General features: G+C 70.3%; 11 protein-coding genes. 6 read left to right on the top strand and 5 right to left on the bottom strand.

The genetic code is table 11. The features are described from left to right. Positions 1-148 precede the first annotated feature (148 nt). Entirely contained in the window at positions 149-952 is an 804-nt protein-coding gene (locus ACGFIB_RS13450) for a fumarylacetoacetate hydrolase family protein (protein WP_229689512.1), read from the top strand. 20 nt (positions 953-972) lie between these two features. Continuing rightward, the gene (locus tag ACGFIB_RS13445; protein ID WP_393371512.1) at positions 973-4,083 is read left to right on the top strand and encodes an ATP-binding protein; all 3,111 of its coding nucleotides are present in this window, start codon (positions 973-975) and stop codon (positions 4,081-4,083) included. 6 nt (positions 4,084-4,089) lie between these two features. Here the strand turns inward: ACGFIB_RS13445 and ACGFIB_RS13440 are convergent, their stop codons facing one another. Both ACGFIB_RS13440 and ACGFIB_RS13435 read right to left on the bottom strand, forming a co-directional pair. After that, positions 4,090-4,935, bottom strand: coding sequence for an ABC transporter permease (locus tag ACGFIB_RS13440; protein WP_142574336.1), 846 nt, complete (start codon positions 4,933-4,935; stop codon positions 4,090-4,092). Further along, complete coding sequence (locus ACGFIB_RS13435) at positions 4,932-5,900, bottom strand: ATP-binding cassette domain-containing protein (protein WP_393371508.1); 969 nt, start codon at positions 5,898-5,900, stop codon at positions 4,932-4,934. Before ACGFIB_RS13435 ends, ACGFIB_RS13440 begins: the two co-directional genes overlap by 4 nt. Before the next feature lie 183 nt (positions 5,901-6,083). Between ACGFIB_RS13435 and rph the strand changes: the two genes are divergently transcribed. After that, positions 6,084-8,624, top strand: coding sequence for a rifamycin-inactivating phosphotransferase (rph, locus tag ACGFIB_RS13430; RefSeq protein WP_393372763.1), 2,541 nt, complete (start codon positions 6,084-6,086; stop codon positions 8,622-8,624). A 41-nt stretch (positions 8,625-8,665) separates the two neighbouring features. Here rph and ACGFIB_RS13425 read toward each other — a convergent pair whose 3' ends face one another. Then, positions 8,666-9,913 (bottom strand): MFS transporter, encoded by a 1,248-nt coding sequence (locus ACGFIB_RS13425; RefSeq protein ID WP_393371505.1) that lies wholly within the window; start codon positions 9,911-9,913, stop codon positions 8,666-8,668. 37 nt (positions 9,914-9,950) lie between these two features. Continuing rightward, positions 9,951-10,355: an SRPBCC family protein gene (locus ACGFIB_RS13420; RefSeq protein WP_393371502.1), complete on the bottom strand. Its 405-nt coding sequence runs from the start codon at positions 10,353-10,355 to the stop codon at positions 9,951-9,953. A 197-nt stretch (positions 10,356-10,552) separates the two neighbouring features. Here ACGFIB_RS13420 and ACGFIB_RS13415 point away from each other — a divergent pair, with 197 nt between their 5' ends. Further along, a complete protein-coding gene (locus tag ACGFIB_RS13415) occupies positions 10,553-11,587 on the top strand; it encodes a LacI family DNA-binding transcriptional regulator (RefSeq protein WP_142574332.1) in 1,035 nt (344 codons plus the stop codon). Positions 11,588-11,648: 61 nt separating this feature from the next. Here ACGFIB_RS13415 and ACGFIB_RS13410 read toward each other — a convergent pair whose 3' ends face one another. Next, entirely contained in the window at positions 11,649-13,121 is a 1,473-nt protein-coding gene (locus tag ACGFIB_RS13410) for an endo-1,4-beta-xylanase (RefSeq protein ID WP_393371498.1), read from the bottom strand. Between the two features lie 621 nt (positions 13,122-13,742). On the opposite strand from ACGFIB_RS13410, the gene ACGFIB_RS13405 reads away from it, so the two are divergent. Continuing rightward, entirely contained in the window at positions 13,743-14,864 is a 1,122-nt protein-coding gene (locus ACGFIB_RS13405; protein ID WP_393371495.1) for a cellulose binding domain-containing protein, read from the top strand. Positions 14,865-14,913: 49 nt separating this feature from the next. Further along, a partial coding sequence (locus tag ACGFIB_RS13400) for a cellulose-binding domain-containing protein (protein WP_393371491.1) occupies positions 14,914-15,555 on the top strand: 642 nt, incomplete at its 3' end.

The following is a 15,555-nucleotide window of genomic DNA, read 5'->3' as shown; positions in this document are numbered from 1 at the left end:
GTTTTGTCCAGATCTCGAACCGCGGATTCCGCCATCCGCCGGCCCTGACGTCAGCCATTCACGGCAGAAGGGAAAGACCCGAATGCACATCGTTCGATACAGGAGTGACAGCGACCCCCGCCCACGCATCGCCGTAATCGATGAGGGCGTGCTGTCCACCCTCCCGGTCGCCGGCATGTTCGAGCTTCTGAACCACCGGATCGAGGACATCGAGCGGATGTGCGCCGACGCCGTCCCCGACCGCGTGCTCGGCGAGGTACGTCTGCTCGCCCCCGTGGACGGCGCCACGGAGGTGTGGGCCGCGGGCGTGACCTACCTGCGCTCCCGGGACGCGCGGGTGGAGGAAAGCGACCTCAAATCGGTCTACGAGCTGGTCTACGACGCCGAGCGTCCCGAACTGTTCTTCAAGTCGCCCGCCTGGCGCGTGGTCGTCGACGGCGAACCCGTCGGCATCCGCTCCGACTCCGAGCTCAACGTTCCCGAGCCCGAGCTGGCTCTCGTGGTGAACCGCTTCGAGGAGATCGTCGGCTACCTCGTCTGCAACGACATGAGCTCGCGATCGGTGGAGGGCGAAAACCCGCTCTACCTACCGCAGGCCAAGATGTACGCCGGAGCATGCGCCCTGTCCTCCGGCATCAGACCCGCGTGGGAGGTCGACCCCTCCGATCTCGCCATCCGCCTGACGGTCACTCGCGAGGGCGCTGTCATCTGGGACGGCACTACCTCCACAAGGCAGATCCGGCGCCCGCTCACCGAGCTGACCGCCTATCTCTTCCACTCCGAGAACCATCCCCACGGGGCCGTTCTCTCCACGGGGACCGGCATCGTGCCCGAGCTCGACTTCCTGTTGCATGTGGGCGACCTGATCACCGTGTCGATCGACGAGGTCGGCGAACTCCGTAATCCGGTTGTCGCGGGCAAGGATCATTTCCGCTTTCTGTCGACCCCGTGACGCCAGCCTAGACTTGCGCCATGCCGATCGATCTGACCCTGCTCGACCGTGTGCGGTGGCGGGGGCAGCCGGTGGTCGGCGAGAGGGCCCAGGCACTGCTCGCGGCCCTCGCGCTCGCCTGCCGGACCGTGAACGCGGATCAGCTCGTCGCGGAGGTGTGGGGGGACAGCGAACCGGCCAATCCGGCGAAGGCGCTGCAGGTCCTGGTGTCCCGGACCAGGTCGGTCGTGGGGGCGGAGACGCTGGTCACGGAGGGGGGCGGCTACCGGCTCGAGGTCCCGCCCGAGCGGGTCGACGCGGGCCGGCTACACCGTCTGTCGGACCGCGCGCGGGCGCTGCTCGCCGAGGATCCGGCCGCGGCGGTCACGGCGGCGCAGGAGGCGCTCGCGCTGGGCGTCGGAGCGCTGCCGCCAGAGGGCGGCGGCCCGCTGGCCGAGGCGCGCCAGCGCGCGGAACGCGATCTGGCGGCCGCGCGGGTCGTGCTCGCCCGGGCCCGCAGCCGCAGCGGCGACCACGACCTCGCCCTGCCCGAAATCGAGGAGGCGGTGCGGCTCCACCCCGAGGACGAGGGACTGCTCGCCGACCTCCTGCACAGCGAGGCGGCGGTGCGCGGAACGGGCGCCGCACTTGACCGCTTCGAGCGTTACCGGTCCGGCCTGCGCGACCGGATCGGCGCCGACGTCGGCCCTGAGCTGCGACGCATCCATCGTGAGCTGCTGGCACTCGACAGCCCCGTACGCGCCGGCGTTCGGTTCGAGACCACCCCGCTGCTCGGCCGCGACGACGATCTCCGGCAGGTGCGGGCGCTGCTCGCCACCTCACGGGTGGTCTCGATCCTCGGTCCTGGCGGGCTCGGCAAGACCCGGCTCGCCCATGCCGTCGCCCGCGAGGCCTCGCAGCCGGTGGTGCACTTCGTCGAACTGGTCGGCGTGACCGCGCCCGAGGACCTGGTCGGCGAGGTCGGGTCCGCGCTCGGCGTCCGCGACTCGGTGACAGGGCGCCGCACGCTCACCCCGCAGCAGCGCGCCGACATCAGGGCCCGGATCGCCCAGCAGCTCGATCTGGCCCCGACGCTGCTGGTCCTCGACAACTGCGAGCATCTGGTGGAGGCGGTCGCCGACCTGGTCGCCTATCTGACCGCGACCACCCGGGAGCTGCGCGTCCTCACCACGACCCGCTCGCCGCTGGCGATCGCCGCCGAACGCGCCTATCCGCTGCCCCAGTTGGGAACCGCTGACGCCGTCAAGCTGTTCGGCGACCGCGCGACCGCGGCCCGGCCCGGTGTGCACCTCGACGAGGACGACGTACGCGCCGTCGTGTCCCGCTTGGACGGCCTGCCGCTCGCGATCGAACTGGCCGCCGCCAAGGTGAGGGTGATGTCACCGGCCGAGATCGCCCGGCGGCTGGCGGACCGGTTCGCGCTGCTGCGCGGCGGCGATCGGAGCGCCCCCTTCCGGCACCAGACGCTGCTGGCGGTGATCGACTGGTCCTGGAACCTTCTCGGCGAGCGGGAGCGCCGGGCCCTGCGCCGCCTCTCGGCCTTCCCGGACGGCTTCACCCTGGACGCGGCGGAGGAGGTGCTCGGCGACGACGCTCTCGGCGACGTCGAGGAGCTCGTGGAGCAGTCCCTGCTCACCGTCGTGGAGACAGCCGACGGCGTCCGATATCGCATGCTGGAGACGGTGCGCGAATTCGGCCGTATGCGGCTGGACTCGGCCGGCGAGACCGCCGACGCACGGGCCGCCGTACGCGCCTGGGCCGTCGGTTACGCCGACCGGCACGGCGCACGGCTGTACTCGCCGGAGCAGGTCGACGCGATGGACCGGCTGCGTGCCGAGGAGACGAACCTCGCCGACGTCCTGCGCGAGGCCCTCGCCGATCCCGCTCCGGAGACGATCGTGGTGCTGTTCTCCGCTCTGGGCGCCTACTGGACGATCTGCGGGAACCATACGCGCACCGTCGTCCTCACTCCGGCCATCGCCGCCGCCCTGAGCGACTGGACGCCTCCGCCCCGGCTCCTCGACCGGACCCGGCTGGCCCTGAGCATCGCGCTGTTCACCACCAGCGTCATCTCCCTCGAAGAGACCGGGACACTGACGCGGCTGCTGTCCGAGCTGGGCGCCGACTCGGCGAACCCGGCCGTGCGGGCGCTGGTGACCGCACTGCTCACCATGCTGTCGGACCAGGAGCGCGGCCTGGAAAAGCTGGCCGCCGACCCCGACCCGCTGACTCGCCGGATCGCGCTGCACTGGCTGAGCCACGGCCGGGAGAACACCGGCGACCCGGTCGGCGCCGTCGAAGCGGCCCAGGCCGCCCTCGCACTCGTCGGCGACGACGACGGTCCCTGGCACCGGGCGGTGCTGCGCATCCACCTCGCCGCTCTGTACGCGCACCTCGGTGACTCCGCGTCGGCCTCCCTGCATGCCACCGAGGCAATCCCCGTGCTCGAACGCCTCGGGGCGGTGGAGGACGCCGTACAGATCCGCGCCACCCTCGCCATGTCGGCGCTCGCCGAGGGCCGCCGAGACGACGCCGCGAGGATGCTCGACGAACTGGAGACGGTCGCCTCCCAGGGCACCTACGGCGAGGTCCTGGCGGTCGCCTCCGGAATAGCCCAGTTGGCCCTCGTCGACGGCGACATCGCCGAGGGACTGCGGCAGCACCGCGAGACCGCCGAGGCGCTCCGGAACCTGCGCATGCCGGGCGTGCCGGAGGGTTCGACGATGTGGGCCATCGTCGGCGAGGTCGTCGCGGTCTCGGCGTTCGCGGAGTACGGCGGGGGCGACGACGGCGCGGACCTCTTCGCGTCGCTGCGAGCCAAGGTCCTGATCGCGTTCGACTCCGACCACGCCTTCAGGGACTACCCGCTGGTGGGGATGGTGCTCGCCGGGCTGGGCATCTGGGGCCTGCGAAGGGGGGCGCTACCGGTCGAGGAGGCGGTGCGGCTGCTCGTGCTCGCCGACCGGTTCGCCTACAACCGGTTCGTCCCGACGATGCAGTGGTCGGTGCTGTCCGCGCACGCCGAACGGATCGCCCCCGGCGCCATCTCCCGGATCGAGACCGAATACGGCGAACGGCGCGGCCCGGCCCTGCTGGCCGAGGCGCGCGCCGTTCTGGAGCGGGTGGTCTGACACCGGCTACATCTTGCGGGAGTACGACCGGACCGCCAGCGGAGCGAAGATCGCCACGACGACCGCGCAGCCGAAGACCGCCCAGCCGACCTCGCCCGTCACGGCCCCGTCGTTGAGCAGGTCACGCACCGCGGAGACGACGTGCGACACCGGGTTGACCTTCACGAACGCCTCCAGCCAGTCGGGCAGCGTGTCGGCGGGGACGAAGGCGTTGGACAGGAAGGTGAGCGGGAACATGATCATCATTGAGATGCCCTGGACGCTCTGCGCCGAGCGCGCGATCGTGCCCAGCCAGGTGAAGATCCACGCCAGCGACCAGCCCGCGACCACGGTGAGTGCGACGCCGCCGACGCAGCCGAGCACCCCACCGCCGGGACGGTAACCGATGGCCAGGCCGGTGGCGACCGTCAGCACCGACGCGATGCCGTAGCGGATCAGGTCGGCGATCATCGGGCCGGCCAGGGGGGCGATCCTCGCGATCGGCAGGGACTTGAAGCGGTCGAACACCCCCTTGTCCATGTCTTCGCGCAGTTGCACGCCCGTCGCCATGCAGACGGTCATGGCCGTCTGGGCGAGGATGCCGGGGATCAGCACCGGGAGGTAGTCCGACACACTGCCGGAGATCGCGCCGCCGAAGATGAACGCGAACATCGCCGTGAACAGCAAGGGCTGGATGAGAACGTCGAAGAACTGCTCGGGCTTGCGGCGCATCTTCTTCAGGCCCCGCCACGCCATCGCCAGGGTCTGGACCCAGGTTTCCTGGAACGAGGGGTGGGACGTGGTGCGGGCCACCGCGGCGGACGGGTCGACGCGCCGGGAGCCGAGCGGGGTCGCGGTGGTCGTGGTGGTCATCGAGTCGCCTCCATCTGGGATTCGTGGGTGCCGTGGCCGGTCAGCGCCAGGAAGACCTCGTCCAGCGTCGGCTTGGCGACGCTCACCGAGGAGATGCCGAGGCCTGCTTCGCGCAGGCCGATCAGGACGTCCGCGGCCCGATCGGGGTCGGGGAGGGGGATGTTCATGCGTCCCGACTCCGGGGTCAGGACCGGCTCCTCGCCCAGCAACCGGCGTACGACGTCGGCGGCCAGGGCGGTGTCGGAGGCGTCCGCGAGCCTGAGCTGCAGGGTCGAGTCGCCGACCTGGGTCTTCAGGGCGTCGGGGATGTCCTCGGCGACCTTCCGGCCTCGGTCGATCACGGCGATGCGATCGGCCAGCTGGTCGGCCTCGTCCAGGTATTGGGTGGTCAGGAGGATCGTGGAGCCATCGGTGACCAGCTCGCGGATGGTGTCCCACATCTGGCCTCGGGTTCTCGGGTCGAGGCCGGTCGTGGGTTCGTCCAGGAAGATCAGGGGTGGGCGGGTGATGAGGCTCGACGCCAGGTCCAGGCGACGGCGCATGCCGCCGCTGAACTGGGACAGGGGACGGTCGGCCGCCTCCTGGAGGTCGAAGCGTTCGAGCAGGTCACCGGCGATGCTCTTGGCTCGGGTGCTCGCCAGGCCCTGCAGGCGGGCGAACAGCCAGAGGTTCTCCCTGGCGGTCAGGTCCTCGTCCACCGAGGCGTACTGGCCGGTGACGCCCACCAGCTGCCGGATGCGGTGGGGTTCCCGCCGCACGTCGACGCCGAAGATCTCCGCGTGGCCGCCGTCGATGGGAAGCAGGGTCGCGAGCATCCGGAGCATCGTGGTCTTACCCGCTCCGTTCGGGCCCAGGACCCCGAAGATCTCGCCTTGCCGTACGTCGAGGTCGATGCCGTCCACGGCCCGGAAGTCCCCGAAGTTCTTGACCAGGCCTTCGGCCCGGACGGCACTGAGGTCCGCCATGACGCGTCTCCTCTCTCCGCCGGGTACCTCCCGGCGTCCGAGATGAGCTTCCGCGTTGCCGGCTTCATCGCGGCTTCATGCCGGTTTCACCTCTGACCTGGCGGTTTCGTCGGCTCCGGCGGCAGTATCTGCCGGTACGGTCGAACCGGCCCGACGAACGATGGAGCAGGCGAATTGCGCTATGTGATGGGTTTCGAGCACATCGACTCGACGAATGTCGCGGACGTCGGCGGAAAGGGGGCGCACCTCGGCGAGCTCTCGCGAATCGACGGCATCCGCGTGCCGGACGGCTTCTGCGTCACGACGGACGCCTTCCGGCGGGTCGTGGCCGATGTCCCGTCGATCGACGCTCAGCTTGACCTGCTGTCGCGGGTGGAACCGGACGACCGCGCGGCGATCCGCGCCCTGAGCGCGGACATCCGCCGGGCCGTCGAGGGCGTCGTGTTGCCCGACGACCTCGTGGCGGCGATCGGCGAATCGCTTGCCCGGCTCGGGGAGCAGGACTCCTACGCGGTGCGTTCCAGCGCGACGGCCGAGGACCTGCCGACCGCGTCCTTCGCCGGCCAGCAGGACTCCTACCTGAACATCGTGGGCCTGACGGAGATCCTTCGGCACGTCCGGCGGTGCTGGGCATCGCTGTTCACCGAGCGGGCGGTGACCTACCGGCGCCATAACGGCTTCGACGACCGGAAGGTGCGGATGGCCGTGGTCGTGCAGCGGATGGTGTTCTCCGACGCGGCCGGGATCCTGTTCACCGCCGACCCCGTGACCTCGAATCGGAAGATCGCCACCGTGGAGGCCGGTTGGGGGCTCGGCGACGCGCTTGTCTCCGGTCTGGTCTCCGGAGACGTCTACACGGTGCGCGACGACCAGGTCGTCTCCAGGACGGCCGCCGCAGCCGTCGCCACCAAGCCGCGGCCGGCTCTGACGGATGCGCAGGTCGTGCGCCTGGTACGGCTGGGCCGGCGGATCGAGGCGCACTTCGGCCGGCCCCAGGACATCGAATGGTGCCTGGCCGGCGACGACTTCCACATCGTCCAGAGCCGGGCGATCACCACCCTGTTTCCCCTCCCCGCGACCGACGACCAGGACAACCACGTCTACGTCTCCGTCGGTCACCAGCAGATGATGACCGACGCGATGAAGCCGCTGGGACTGTCCCTGTGGCAGCTCACCACCCCGCGGCCCATGCATGAGGCGGGCGGACGATTGTTCGTCGACGTGGCCCCCGTCCTGGCGACACCCGCGGGCCGCGCGCGCCTCCTCGGGACCTTCGGGAGTTCCGACCCGCTGGTCCGGGACGCGCTGCAGGCCGTACTCGACCGCGGTTTTGTCCGCTCACTCCCGGACGAGGCGTCCGGCCCCACATCCGCCGGCCCCGCGCCCGCCCCGATCGAGACCGATCCGGACGTCGTCACCCGGCTGATCCGACACAGCGAGGCGTCCGTCGCCACCCTGCGGCGCGAGATCCAGGGTCTGTCCGGGCCGGCGCTGCTCGACTTCATCCTGACCGACATCGCGGAGCTGAAGCGCGTCCTGTTCGATCCGCTGAGCTCTCGGGTGATCATGGCGGGGATGGAGGCGACCTGGTGGCTCAACGACCACCTCGACGAGTGGCTGGGCGAGAAGAACGCGGCGGACGCGCTCACGCAATCCGTGCCCCACAACGTCACGTCGGAGATGGGGCTGGCGCTCCTCGACGTCGCCGACACGATCCGGCCGTACGCGGACGTCGTGGCGTTCCTGCAGCGCGTCATGGACGAAGGCCGCGAGGGCGACGGCTTCCTCGACGAGCTGGCCGGGCTGCCCGGCGGACGGGAGGCGCGTGACGCCGTCCGGGGCTACCTCGACCAGTACGGCATGCGCTGCGCGGGCGAGATCGACATCACCAGAACGCGCTGGAGTGAGCGACCCGCCATGCTCGTGCCCGCCATCCTCGGCAACGTCAAGAACTTCGAGCCGGGCGCGGGCAAGCGACGCTTCGAACAAGGACGCCGGGAGTCGCGGCGCAAGGAGCAGGAGCTGCTCACGCGCTTGCGCGCCCTGCCCGGCGGGGAGCAGAAGGCCGAGGAGACCAAGCGGATGATCGACCGCGTCCGCACCTTCGCCGGATACCGGGAGTACCCCAAATACGGCATGGTCAGCCGCTACTTCGCCTACAAGCAGGCGTTGCTGGGAGAAGCCGATCGCCTTGTCCGGTCCGGCGTCCTGCGCGAGAAGGACGACATCTTCTTCCTCCGGTTCGAGGAGTTGCGGGAGGTCGTGCGCACCGGCGACGTGGACGCCCAGCTCATCGGGGAAAGGCGGGAGGCGTTCCGGTCGTACGAGGCGCTCACACCGCCCCGGGTCCTCACCTCGGACGGCGAGGCCGTCACCGGCGGGTATCGGCGTGACGACGCCCCACCCGGCGCGCTTGCCGGGCTCCCCGTCTCGGCCGGGACCGTCGAGGGCCGCGCCCGTGTGATCCTGGACATGGCTCAGGCCGACCTTGAGGCGGGCGACATCCTGGTCACCGCGTACACCGACCCCAGCTGGACTCCCCTGTTCGTCTCCGTCGCCGGACTGGTGACGGAGGTGGGCGGCCTCATGACGCACGGCGCGGTCATCGCGCGGGAGTACGGCCTGCCGGCCGTCGTGGGGGTGGAGCAGGCCACCCGGCTGATCCGGGACGGGCAGCGGATCCGCGTTCACGGAACCGGCGGGTACGTCGAGATCCTCGCCTGAGCCGTCGGCAGCGGTAGGGCTGCCGCCCACGATGAGGATCCTCATGGGCTGTGACCGTAATTCAACGAGGTCACGTCGCTCCGGAAACGCGTCATCCCGCGGAGGAACACGGTGGCCAGCGGCACGGCGAATCCGGCCACCGCGCCGATCGCCAGAAGCGCCGGGCGGCCGATCGCAGCGACGGCCGGACCGGTGAGCGTCAGGCCGAGGGGCGTCATGACCGAGGCGGCCAGCCAGTCGACGGAGGTGACCCGGGCGAGCCGCTCCGGAGGGATCTCCCGCTGGAGGTTCACCACCCACTGCACGGCGAAGATCTCCAGCCCCAGGCCCGCGGTGATGTAGCACGCGTACACGAATCCCGGTGACACCGGCCACACGAGCGCGAGCGGCACGACGCCGTAGACGGCGAGCCCGGCGATGGCGGCCAGCCCCGGCCGGCCGGGCTTCCACCTCATGCTGACAAGCCCTCCCACCAGGCCGCCGACCGACAGAAGAGCGAGGGCGGTTCCGTACACGGCGTCGCCGCCGAAGGTCTCGCGGGAGACGAGAGGCAGCAGGACCTGCGCCGGCGCGATCGTGAGCATCTGCTGGAACGCGACGGCGACGATGATCCCCAGGACCCACCGCCGCCGGACGACCTCGAAGATGCCGTCGGCGATCTCCCGCACGGCGGACGCCCGCCGCCCCGGTGTGACGACGGGTTCACGCAACGGCAGGAGAAGGACGAGGCCGAGCAGATAGGCCGTCAGCACGGCGAGGAATCCGATCCTGGGGGACCACACCGTCACGACGTACGCGCCGAGACCGGGCCCGATCATGGCGCCGAGCCGCCAGGAGACAGCGGTCAGCGCAGCGCCGGCCGGACGCTGTTCGGGGGTGAGGACCGAGGACAAGCAGGCCTGGTACGCGGGCCGGTGGAAGGCCTCCGCCCCTCCGACGAGGAAGACCAGGAGCGCGAGAAGCCACGGTGAGGCGGCGCCGCACAACCCCACGGCGGCAACGCAGCACTGGAAACCCATCGAGGCGACCATCACCGCACGGCGGGGCAGCCGGTCCGCCCACAGCCCGCCGAGCAACGCGAACACGATCAACGCGATCCACCGGCAGGTGAAGATCGCGCCGACGGTCGACGCGGTGCCGCCCGCGTTGAGGGCCGCGATGGTGACCGTGACCGGGAAGATCTGGTCGGCCGCCACCGACATCGTGAAGCTGAGCCACAGCAGGCGGAATTCGCGATTGCACGCCAGAGATCCACCCGCCGAACCAGTCAGACCTCTGAGCTTCCCCAAGCGACTGCGCATGCTACGAAATGCCTCGCCCGGTCCCTCACCTCATCGGTCGTGCCATGACCGCTTTCAACCGGGTGAGGTCGGCCTGGACGAGGCCCGCGTCGCGGGCGAAGTCCTCGTCGCTCACCCCCGGAAGGCGGCGCAGGGTGAAGACCACCTCGCAGACGTCGCCGTCGGGGATGACCCGCATCGGGTTGTAGACGACCTGCCCGGAGGGCAGCGTGACGTCGTGGTCGAGAACTCCGTAGTCGTTGCGCTCGGCGAAGGCCAGGCCGACCCGGCCCGACGGGGTCTCCACGTACCACCGTCCTCCGACGTTCTCCACTGAGCTGCCCAGCCCCGGGGCCCATTGCGGGAGGTTGGCCGGGTTCGACGCGTATTCGTAGACGTCGGCCGGGTGCCGGTCGATCCACACGCTGATGTGCCGGGATTCCGAAGCCATGCATGCCATCATGCCGGAGAGCGCCGGGGTGCACACCGGTGTGCCTGGCGGCAGGGGGAATACTCGCAGGATAAACCGGTTTCACGAAAACTTTCGTGGGCGGCATGCAGGATGAACTCGCCGACCGACTGAAACAATTCGGCCAATCGCCGAAACATTCAGGGTTTTCCCCGTGTCCCGACGTTAGACTGCGCCTTGTGACCGTTGTCGACGAGCCGCCCGCATCCGACTCCGAACCGCTGACCCTCGCGCAGCTCGCCGAACTCGCGGGAGTGTCGAAGGCGACGGTCTCCAAAGTGGTGAACGGCAGGTCCGCGGTGGCGCCGGAGACCCGCGCCCTCATCGAGGGCCTCATCCGCGAGCACGGCTTCCGCAGGCAGCGGCGGCGCTCCAGTCCCGCCGCCGTGCTGGAGCTGGTCTTCCACGAACTGGCGGGCGACTACCCGACGGAGATCGCCCGGGGGGTGGGGCAGGTCGCGCGCGACCATCACATGGCCGTGGCGATCTCCGAGTTACAGGGCAACCACGTCCCCGGTGCCGACTGGCTCGAAGACGTGCTCGGCCGCCGCCCCGCCGGCGTCATCGCGGTCTTCTCCAGCCTGACCGACGTCCAGCGTGAGCGGCTCGCCACTCACAAGATCCCCCTCGTCCTCCTCGACCCGACCGGCGATCCGGGACACCGCGTCCCCTCCGTGGGCGCGGGCAACTGGAACGGCGGGCTCACCGCCACACGCCACCTGCTGGAGCTGGGCCACCAGCGGATCGCCATCATCACCGGGCCGCCGCACGCGTTGTCCAGCCGGGCCCGTCTCGACGGCTACCGCGCCGCGCTCGACACGGCCGGAGCGCCCGTCGACCCGGATCTGATCTGCCAGGGCGACTACCAGATCGAGGACGGCCTGACGCACACCCACCGGCTGCTGCGCCTGTCCGACCCTCCCACGGCCGTCTTCGCCTCCAACGACGGCCAGGCCATCGGGGTCTACCACGCGGCCCACCAGCTGGGGCTGCGGATCCCCGAGGACCTCAGCGTCGTCGGCTTCGACGACATGCCCCCGACGCGGTGGGCCATTCCGCCGCTGACCACGGTCCATCAGCCGCTGACCGAGATGGCGGGGGCGGCGGCCTCCATGCTGGTGACGCTCTCCAGGGGAGAGCCCCTCCCCCATCACCGCAAGGAGTTCGCCACGACCCTCGTCGTACGCGAGAGCACCGCTCCTCCGAAGCACTGAAGGCGGACCTCCGGTGCGACGGGGGTCCGCCGCACCGGAGATCCGCTTCCCCCGGATGTCGTCAGGGGCTGGTGCAGGTGAGGGTGGGAGTGGCCGCACTGCCGTTGGCGGTGAAGCCGAAGGTGGTGGACGAGCCGGCCGCGATCGAGCCGTTGTAGGCGGCGTTGCCGACGGTCACCGAGGAGCCGGACACGCTCTGCGTGCCGTTCCACAGGCTGCTGATGGTCTGCCCGCCCGGCCAGGTCCACTTCACGGTCCAGCCGTCGACCGCCGAGCCGCCCGCCCGTACGGTGACCTCCGACTGGAACCCGCCCGGCCAGCTGTTGACCGTCGTCAGGGTCGCCGAACACGCACCCGTCACCGGAGACGGTGTCGAGGACGGGCTGGTACGCGGGGACGGACTGGTGTTCGGGCTGGTGTTCGGGCTGGGCGTAGGACTGGGTGTCGGACTGATCGTCGGCGACGGGCTGGTGTTCGGCGTCGCCGCGTTCAGGGCGTCGAGGACGGCTGTGTACGCCTGCTTCTTGTTGAAGTTGCCGTCGAACAGCAGCGGGTTGTCGCCGCTGCGCCAGGAGTACTTGTCGGTGATGCCCCACACGGTCATGCCGGTGCAGCGGGGCACTGCCGTGCACGCCTGGGTGACCCGGCGGTAGGCGTCGGCCTGCGCGGAGCCCGAGCCGCCGATGTCGAGCTCGGTGATCTGGACGTCGACGCCGAGCGCGGCGAACTGGGCGATGTTCTGCTGGTAGTTGGACGGCACCGATCCCTGGGACAGGTGCGACTGCAGTCCGACGCAGTCGATCGGCACGCCGCGGGCCTTGAAGTCCTTGACCATGTTGTAGACGCCGCGGGTCTTGTTCGCGTTGGCGTCGTCGATGTTGTAGTCGTTGTAGCAGAGCTTGGCGTTGGGGTCGGCCGCGCGCGCGGCGCGGAAGGCCTCTTCGATGAAGCCGTTGCCGAGTTTCTGGGTGAACACCGAGCTGCGCAGGGAGCCGACCGAGCCGCCGTCGGCGAAGGCCTCGTTGACCACGTCCCAGGCGTAGATCTTGCCCTTGTAGTGGCCCATCACGTTGTTGATGTGGTTGACCATGGCCGAGCGCAGGTCGTTGGTGGACAGGCCGCCGACCCAGCTGGGCAGCTGGCCGTGCCAGACGAGCGTGTGGCCGCGGATCTTCATGCCCTTGCTCTGGGCGTGGCTGACGATCTGGTCGGCGGAGGTGAAGCGGAACGAGCCGCGTGAGGGCTCGGTGGCGTCCCACTTCATCTCGTTTTCGGGGGTGACGGAGTTGTACTCCCGGTCCCAGGTGGCCACGTAGGTCGAGTCGTTCATGTGGCCGGCCGCGATCGCGGCGCCGTAGTAGCGGCCGCTCTGGGCGGCGGCCGCGCCCAGTGTGCCTGCGGCGGCGCCGGCGGGAACGGACGCCGCGAGTGCGGTGACCGTGCCGAGTACGCCGAGGGCGCCGGCGACCAGCAGCCGGCGGGTGCCGGCGCGTGGCCGCCGTCCTCCGCCGGCGGATAAGGGGTTTTCGCCCATGCCTGAGCCTCCACTGCGAAATCAATGAGGGAACGCGGACAGACGGCCGCGGAAACGGCACGCGCTCGTCGTCGCGTCGGAACTGCGGCTCCTGCCGCTCACCACCGACCCCGGCAGGAGGAGCCGCCTCGGGGGTCAGTCTGGGAATCAGACTCGAAACGTGTCAAGGGTGTCACCAGAACGTTTCGCTGCCCAAAGGGGCCCGAAGCGGTCCGAGAGGCCATCACGCTGCATCGATGCCACTGACATGCCGATGTAATTTTCCTGTCGCTCCCGACACCGGCCGTCGCGATGCCGGTCGTGATGAACGTTTCACCCCCCGCGACCGTCCCGGAGGAGCGTTCGCGTCCCATCCCGCCAGTTGAAACGCGCGGGCCGGACGGAGGGGCGGAACAGGGCGCGGGCGCGCACTTGACGGGCACTCCTCACGTCGTATTTGCTCCGGCGCACCACCGCCCCGGCCATCCGAGGAGAGGAGCGAACGACTCGCAGCACCGATGTTAACGCTAACAAGACTGCCGCCGAGCGCTACCGGAGCCCGGCCCCCGGCGGCGTGCGGGTCGGCCACGGCGGGGACCCGCCCACCCACCTCACCGTCACGGAAGGGTTGACCAACCAGCGATGTTGACGCTCACAAACCAGCGCGGACAGAGCCGGTGGAGACGCCGGCTGACCACCGCGCTTCTGACCGTGACCGTCCTGGCGATCGCGCCCGCCGTCGCCCGCGCCGAGTCCAACGGCGGGGTGCGGGTGATGCCGCTGGGCGACTCGATCACCGAGGGCACGCAGGTGCCCGGCGGCTACCGGATCGGGCTGTGGCAGCGCCTGGCCGCGGGCCGCTACACGATCGACTTCGTCGGATCGCAGTACAACGGACCGGGCAACCTGGGCGACCACGACCACGAGGGACACCCCGGGTGGCGGATCGACCAGATCGACGCGAACATCAACGGCTGGCTGCGCAACTCCACCCCGCGCACGGTTCTGTTGCACATCGGCACCAACGACGTGCTGCAGAACTACAACGTGTCCGGCGCGCCGCAGCGGCTGTCCACGCTGATCGACCACATCACCGCGGCGGCGCCGAACGCCGACGTGTTCGTCGCGACCATCATCCCGCTGTCGAACTCCGGCCAGGAGGCCGCCGCCCGCAACTTCAACTCGGCGATCCCCGGCATCGTGCAGTCCAAGGTCAACAGCGGCAAGCACGTCCACCTGGTCGACATGCACAGCAAGCTGAGCACCGGCGACCTGATCGACGGCATCCACCCCACCGCCAACGGCTACGACAAGATGGCCGCCGCCTGGTACGCGGCGCTCCAGTCGGTACCCGGCAGCATCGGGCAGGGCCCCGGCACCAGTCCCAGCCCGTCACCCAGCCCGTCACCCAGTCCCTCGGCCAGCCCGTCGGCCAGCCCCTCGACCAGCCCGTCGCCTGGCGGCGCGGGGTGCTCGGCAACGTACGCGATCGCCGGGCAGTGGGACGGCGGCTTCCAGGCGACGGTGACCGTGACCGCGGGCAGCTCGGCCATCTCCTCCTGGACGGTCGGCTGGCAGTTCGGCAACGGCCAGACGGTCACCCAGTCGTGGAGCACCGAGATCAGCGCCGGCGGCGCCCAGGTCACCGCCCGCAACGTCGGCTACAACGGTGCGCTCGGCGCGGGCGCGAGCACCCAGTTCGGATTCCTCGGCACCTGGAACGGCGCCAACGGCGTGCCCACACTGACCTGCACCGCGGGCTGAGTCCGCCAAGCCCACCGCGTTCGCGCTCCCTATCCCCCTGGAGATTCTCGTGCGCTTCACTCGACATCGGCGCTGGCTCGCGGCCGGGATGGCCGCGGCGCTGAGCGTCCTCGGAATCGTGACCGCCGGCTCCGCCCGCGCCGCCGCCGGCTGCCGGGTCACCTACACCGTGACCAACCAGTGGCAGGGCGGCTTCGGCACCAACGTGGACGTGGTCAACCTGGGTGACCCGGTCAACGGCTGGAGCCTGACCTGGTCGTTCCAGGCCGGGCAGACGATCAGCCAACTGTGGAACGGCAGCTACACGCAGTCGGGCTCCCAGGTCACCGTGACCAACGCCTCCTACAACGGCGCCATCCCGACCGGCGGCAGCACGTCGTTCGGCTTCAACGGCGCCTGGACCTCGTCCAATCCGGTGCCGGCGAGCTTCGCGCTGAACGGCACCACCTGCAGTGGAACCGTCACCAGCCCCAGCCCCAGCCCCAGTCCCAGTGCCAGTCCCAGCGCGAGCCCGAGTGCCAGCCCCTCGGCGTCCCCGTCCCCGAGTCCCTCCCCCAGCCCGTCGCCGTCGCCGTCGGCGAGTCCGACGAGCGGGCCGTGGCCGCCGTCGTCGAGCTATTCCAACCCCGTGTTGTGGGAGGACCTGGCCGACATCGATGTCTTCCGCGTGGACGACACCTACTACTACTCG

Source organism: Microbispora bryophytorum (genome assembly GCF_043197435.1).
Taxonomy (GTDB): domain Bacteria; phylum Actinomycetota; class Actinomycetes; order Streptosporangiales; family Streptosporangiaceae; genus Microbispora; species Microbispora bryophytorum.
Note: the sequence above shows the minus strand (reverse complement) of the source record. Positions and strands in the feature narration are given on the sequence as shown.

Bases quoted from the DNA above. Each gene is read 5' to 3' on its own strand.
- ACGFIB_RS13410 (WP_393371498.1), bottom strand. From the start codon at position 13,121: ATGGGCGAAAACCCCTTATCCGCCGGCGGAGGACGGCGGCCACGCGCC.
- ACGFIB_RS13445 (WP_393371512.1), top strand. From the start codon at position 973: ATGCCGATCGATCTGACCCTGCTCGACCGTGTGCGGTGGCGGGGGCAG.
- ACGFIB_RS13440 (WP_142574336.1), bottom strand. From the start codon at position 4,935: ATGACCACCACGACCACCGCGACCCCGCTCGGCTCCCGGCGCGTCGAC.
- ACGFIB_RS13420 (WP_393371502.1), bottom strand. From the start codon at position 10,355: ATGGCTTCGGAATCCCGGCACATCAGCGTGTGGATCGACCGGCACCCG.
- ACGFIB_RS13435 (WP_393371508.1), bottom strand. From the start codon at position 5,900: ATGGCGGACCTCAGTGCCGTCCGGGCCGAAGGCCTGGTCAAGAACTTC.
- ACGFIB_RS13405 (WP_393371495.1), top strand. From the start codon at position 13,743: ATGTTGACGCTCACAAACCAGCGCGGACAGAGCCGGTGGAGACGCCGG.